This is a genomic window from Holospora undulata HU1 (assembly GCF_000388175.3).
In the GTDB taxonomy this organism is placed as follows: domain Bacteria; phylum Pseudomonadota; class Alphaproteobacteria; order Holosporales; family Holosporaceae; genus Holospora; species Holospora undulata_A.
In genome coordinates, this window is the sequence record NZ_ARPM03000035.1 from 1 (window position 1) to 4,311 (window position 4,311).

General features: G+C 31.4%; 2 protein-coding genes. Both read right to left on the reverse strand.

Annotated features, from left to right (window positions below):
- Window positions 1–769 precede the first annotated feature (769 nt).
- Entirely contained in the window at window positions 770–3,532 is a 2,763-nt protein-coding gene (locus K737_RS00425) for a hypothetical protein (RefSeq protein WP_006304504.1), read from the reverse strand.
- 294 nt (window positions 3,533–3,826) lie between these two features.
- On the reverse strand, window positions 3,827–4,311 hold a 485-nt coding region (locus K737_RS09770), incomplete at its 5' end, for a hypothetical protein (protein ID WP_035574659.1).

Consider the following 4,311-nt stretch of genomic DNA (forward strand, 5'->3'; position numbering starts at 1 on the left):
AAGAGTCCAGAATCAATTCCTTGTCCTTTTAAAAAAACGCCTGACGCGTTCAAGCTTGGATTTTATTGAAGCTGGAGCGTTCATCTTGTGGATCAGCGCAGGATGCTGAACCTTTCGCTGATCGATCACACTAAGTACGAAGAAGGTTCATTTGCATTAAACATTGTTGTTTGTTTTTAATAAAATAGCCTGTCTTTCAGATCTTTTAAAGCCCCTTCAAAAAAGTGAGGGGGAGTATGTAATTAAATGCAAAATTAATGCATTTGATAAACTTTATGAGGCTTTTTCTGCTTTCTTCCAAATCCTATCTTCAGGCTAAATTACTATACATCCTATCTTACCCCCCATTGAACAAGATTATCAAAGAAATAACTACGCACCACAGAAGCACTCTTTCTTGACTAATAACTATTTTATGTTGTGTGCACCATACCATAGCTTGGGTTCGCACTTCGATCACCCTTTATTCGACTGGTCTTAACAACCTTACTCTGAACTTTTTCTCTTGCTCCTTTGATTCTGCATCTTCAATAAAGCGAATGCACAGTCAAGTATGGAAGAAACTCATTAGTAAGCATGCGCTGGCAGCCGATCTTTTTCATGCGTAATACTATTAATAAGCTCTTTCTTCTCGTTTTTGCTGATATTACCACACTATTCCATATTCTCCACATCACAAATGATCCTTACCCATCTATGATCGTTTAAATTGCTTGGATAAATCATTCTTGTTCCATCCAAGCTTTACTATATTACATCAATACAGGGGCTAATCAATTTCTATTTTTTTAAGAATTGTATCTAAACAAACTGAATCATTAGCATCTTCTAAGCTTTTTTTAACCTTCTTAATCAAAGTGCTTTTCGTAATTCCTGCTTTTCTTATCAAACCGTATAAAACATCACGAAAACAATATTTATTAACGCGCTCTAAAGCATCTAAAGCGAGTCCAAGCTTGTCATCTCCTTTTTCGTTTAACAAAGCAGATATAATGTGATCAGGAGTAATTTTTTTTCCGCACAAAGCAACGAGTGCCGGAACAATACACGAATTAACCCCAGAATTTTCCAACAATAAAAGTAATGTCTTATTTGAAGATTCTTTTAGTTTTTTTCGTTCAAAAATGTCCGTATCAAAATTTTTGCGATTTTTTTCGATATCCAAACTTTCTTTGTCAAGGTTTCTTAAGGTATCTTCAAAAGCGACCAAAGCATGACCAAAAAAATTCGGATTAGTCCTTAAAGAAAAAATCCAAGAATCTGAAGATTCTTTTTCTTTATAAAAATCTGATAAAAAAATTAAGAAACGATGAAAAATACTTGAATCTTCATATAAACAAAAAACAGTTTCCAAAAAAAACTCTCTATTAAGCATTCTATAGTGATTACAATTAATAAAATGTTCTAAAGTTTTATTAAAAAGATCAGATTTTTCTTTAAAAACGTTTAAAAGTTTGGAAAAAAGTGTGGGAGTGGTAATAAAAGAAAAAAACAAATTTCCTTTTTTTTCCAATACTACCGAAATAATACGCTCAACTCTCTCTAAATCTAATTCATCCAATATCGAATAAAAACTGTTCAAGTCAATTTTTTTATCTAATAATAACAAAATTATTCTATCGATTCTTTCTATTTTTATTGTACTTAAAGAGTCTTTTAAAACTTTAATTGCGTTTTTTTTCCAAAAATTTTCAAAGTAACTTTTCCCTAAAATATCTAATCCAGTATGAAAATTTTTTGGATTTTCATCATTTAATAAACCTGGTAAACCAAGATGAAAAAAGTCTTCTTCGACACCTCTTGATAAATAATCAAAAACCTTTCTAAAATTTTCTTTTTCTTTACGATTTTTATTAGAAACGGTTTGTAGGGAATATTTTTGGTCAATTTTGTTTAAGGCAAACAGCGCACTCCAAAACAAAGTGGGATTTTTACGCTCTAATATAGCATCACAAACAGATGTAAGCTTTACATATATTTCATCAAAGGAAATATCTAACCTGCTCTTTGTCCTTGAGATATTGCTTAGATTCTCTATTCCTAAATTTCCACACTGCTCTGAATCGTCTTCTATAGTATAATACATACCTAAACTGCTGTATCGTCCTGAGTTACGGTCTATGCCTAGACTACTATCCCTATTCAAGTTTTCTTCTAAATTACGGTTCATACTTAAAATAGATTGTCCTGAATTTCTTCTTTCATCATAACTGGCAGCTGTGCTAAAACGTTCTCCTGAAACTCTGCTTAAATGCTGATCCATACCCAAACTTCTATATTGCCTTGAATGACGATCCATACTTAATCTGCTTCGTGGTTTTGAATCAAAAGATGAAGAAAAACTGGAATGAATATCTGAAATTTCATTGAATAAAACGTAAAAAAATGTTTCTATAGCTTCTCCCTCGCCGTTAGAGAAAGAACAATCCTTTAAATTAGCATGCGAAGATGAATCAGCTAAAATGAAACGATCCAAAACATTAGATAACTTTTCTAAATTAGGACAAGAAAAACTTATAAATTTACGCAAAGCATAATCTGCAATATTTTGTTCAAAATATAAATGTGTTTGATCGTCTTGACTTGAATTCCAAGAACAAATATTTTTTAACGCATATAAAGCGTGCAAGAAATTTGTTCCACAATTCTCTGTCTTTGTAAAGATTTTAAATAAAACTTCCCCTAATAAATTTTTGTTTTTCATGTTTAGATCGTCTAAACTATCATAAATGACTTTTTTATTAATATTATGAACAATATTTTCGTTTTTGGAATTTTGAATAAAAATATAATTCAAAATAGACAAAGCTGAACCTAAAGTATTATTTTTATTTGCATCAATATTATTACTTTTTCGAATAACATTTCTAACTGTTTGAACACTTACTTCCTCATCTTTGAATCCTATCATACGTTTAAAAATTTTACAGAGCTTGCTAAAAAAAGACTCAGAGGAGTTTTGAACGGGAGAAGACGGAACGCAAGAAGAACTTAAAAAAAAACTCTCGGATTGGTAGTTTTGCGCATTTTGATCTAGAGTTTTGCATAATTGAACAAATTTGGCATCTAGATGACTTGACTGAGGTGTAGAATCTAAAACTGATAAAACGTAATTTAGAATAGGAAAACTATTTTTTTTTAATACAGCTAGAGTTTCGAATACTCTAACTGAATCAGCTTGCTCTAAGGCGCGCCCTAAATGAGCAACAGAAGAATCAAAACAATTCGCTATCTGGTGAAAATTTTCTGGAACACGTAACCAGCGATCAAATCTTCCTATAACCTCTTTGGAAGAATCAAAATCCCCTATCTCATCATCTGATTTTTGAAGCGCGTTAATCAAAACATAATTAAATTCCTCCATTTCTGAAGAGAAAATACCAACTGCGTTGGTGTCACTATCATTAGCTACAGAAACATCTTCAATAAAACCAGTGGTTTCTTTTTTTGGACTAGATCCATAAACAGCGCTTCCCACAAAAAAATTTTCAAAAATTAAAAAAATTAAACTTAGTAAAACCTTATCATTCATCTAAACTCTTTATTAATTTTTAGTTTCTTTATTGTATAGAAAAATACAAAAATGTCAACGAATTTACTAAAAAATCGCGATATAAAATTCCATAGCGCGATAACAATAAATTAATTTGTGTAAATAAAATATTAGGTTCTAAATTTCTTAAAATGCAATTCAATCTTAACGTTCAGAACCTATAAGTGCCCTCCATATTTAAAAAACTTTTCTCGTTCAGAAAATTTCTGTTTTAAATGGAAGGCATCATCGATTATTGAATATTTAGCGTTTAAACATTTAACTTCTACTCTATTACCAGAAGAAATCCTTCACTAGATTAGAAGGAATAATCTCTCCTATATCAGACTGCTGTTTGTTCCTTAGCACTTCTTCTAAATTTGCTTGATCTTCATGTACTTGAGCTGCTGGTGCTGCTACTAGTGCTGGATCTGCAGGTGCTTGTAAAAGTGCGGCCACTTGATCTTCATGTACTGGTAAAAATTCTGCATTCTCAGACTGCTGTTTGTTCCTTAGCACTTCTTCTGCAGATGTTTTTTCTTTTTTGTGTTCTTCTATTTTTTTCCGAAAATTACTTAATTTTTCAAGAAATTTGTCATCTTTATCCTGTAGAGTTTTTAAAATGCCTTTTCCTACTTCTATATTATTAAGCTCTTGAGAAACACTGCTTAAAAAATTTTCATGATTCTCATTCTCAGACTGCTGTTTGTTCCTTAGCACTTCTTCTAAATTTGCTTGATCTTCATGTACTTGAGCTGCTGGTGCTGCTACTAGTGCTG

Excerpts from the sequence above, each read along its gene's own strand:
- K737_RS00425 (WP_006304504.1), bottom strand. The coding sequence starts at position 3,532 with ATGAATGATAAGGTTTTACTAAGTTTAATTTTTTTAATTTTTGAAAAT.